The organism is Mesorhizobium waitakense (assembly GCF_056431085.1).
The window spans coordinates 1-954 of sequence record NZ_JBWKME010000237.1 but is presented as its reverse complement, the minus strand read 5'-3'; the positions used below and the strand labels follow the sequence as shown (position 1 = coordinate 954).

Here is a 954-nt window from a genome sequence, read left to right as displayed (position 1 = left end):
GCCGGACTTCGAGACTCCCTGCTCGCAATTAACCTGCCCACTTTGCCAGGGCGTTGGCACCAAACCGGCGTAGGCGGCAACCTGTCGTCGATTGTCAAACTTGCGCGATAATCCCTCAGACCACAGGACGGCGGCAAATTCCGGACCGATGCCCTTGAGGTTGAGCAGCAGGGTCGGTGTTGGCACATCTGCCGCGACGAGCATGGCGTCGCGTGCCTCTTCAACATCCTTGATCTGCTGGATCAGCAACTCGATGCGATCAAGTTCGCGGCTGATCTGCGCCTTGAGCGCTGGCGGCAGTGGACGCCCATCTCCGGTAATGAGCGCGTCGAGGCATTTGCGTCGATCGCCTTTCAACGGTTCGTATCCGGACACACCTTGGCTGAACAGAAGACCCTTTATCCTGTTGACGTGCCTGATCCGCTCGTTCGTCAGCGCCTTCCGCTCCCGCACCAACCGGCGACGGTCTTCCTCCTCCCGCGTTGGCACTCGCAACATCGCGCAAACCCGAGGCTCGCCGCGGCTGTAGGCCAACAACGCTCGAACCAGTGCTTCCCCGTCAATCCTGTCGGTCTTGGCCCGCCGACGGCGACGCGATGTGGCAATGGATGCCGGGTCGACGACATAACTCTCGATGCCTTCGCGTTCGAGGACCCGGTGTATCCAAAATCCATCCAGACCAGCCTCCTGGATTGATATGACCCGAACGCTCTGCCCTGTCCGCACTTCCGCCTTTCGTTGCAGCTCTGCGAAGTGATCGAGCAAACCCGGAATGTCGCCCCCCGACACGATGTGTCGCGACATTCTCTCGCCCCCACCTGGCGAAAGCGAGGTCACGAGCCATTTTGAACGAGACAGTTCTAACGAGACAAATATTGCGGCAAGATCGACGCGGATAGCGGCCGGGCCTTTGGTGGTGTTGGCTTGCATGCTGACCTCCAGGTGATGTTTGGC

1 protein-coding gene is annotated in these 954 nt (G+C 60.1%); it reads right to left on the bottom strand.

Annotation, left to right across the window (positions count from 1 at the left end; all coding sequences use genetic code 11):
* Positions 1–930: IS110 family RNA-guided transposase (locus AC07FD_RS39485; RefSeq protein ID WP_478354208.1), on the bottom strand; the 930-nt coding region annotated here is incomplete at its 3' end.
* Between the last annotated feature and the right edge of the window lie 24 nt (positions 931–954).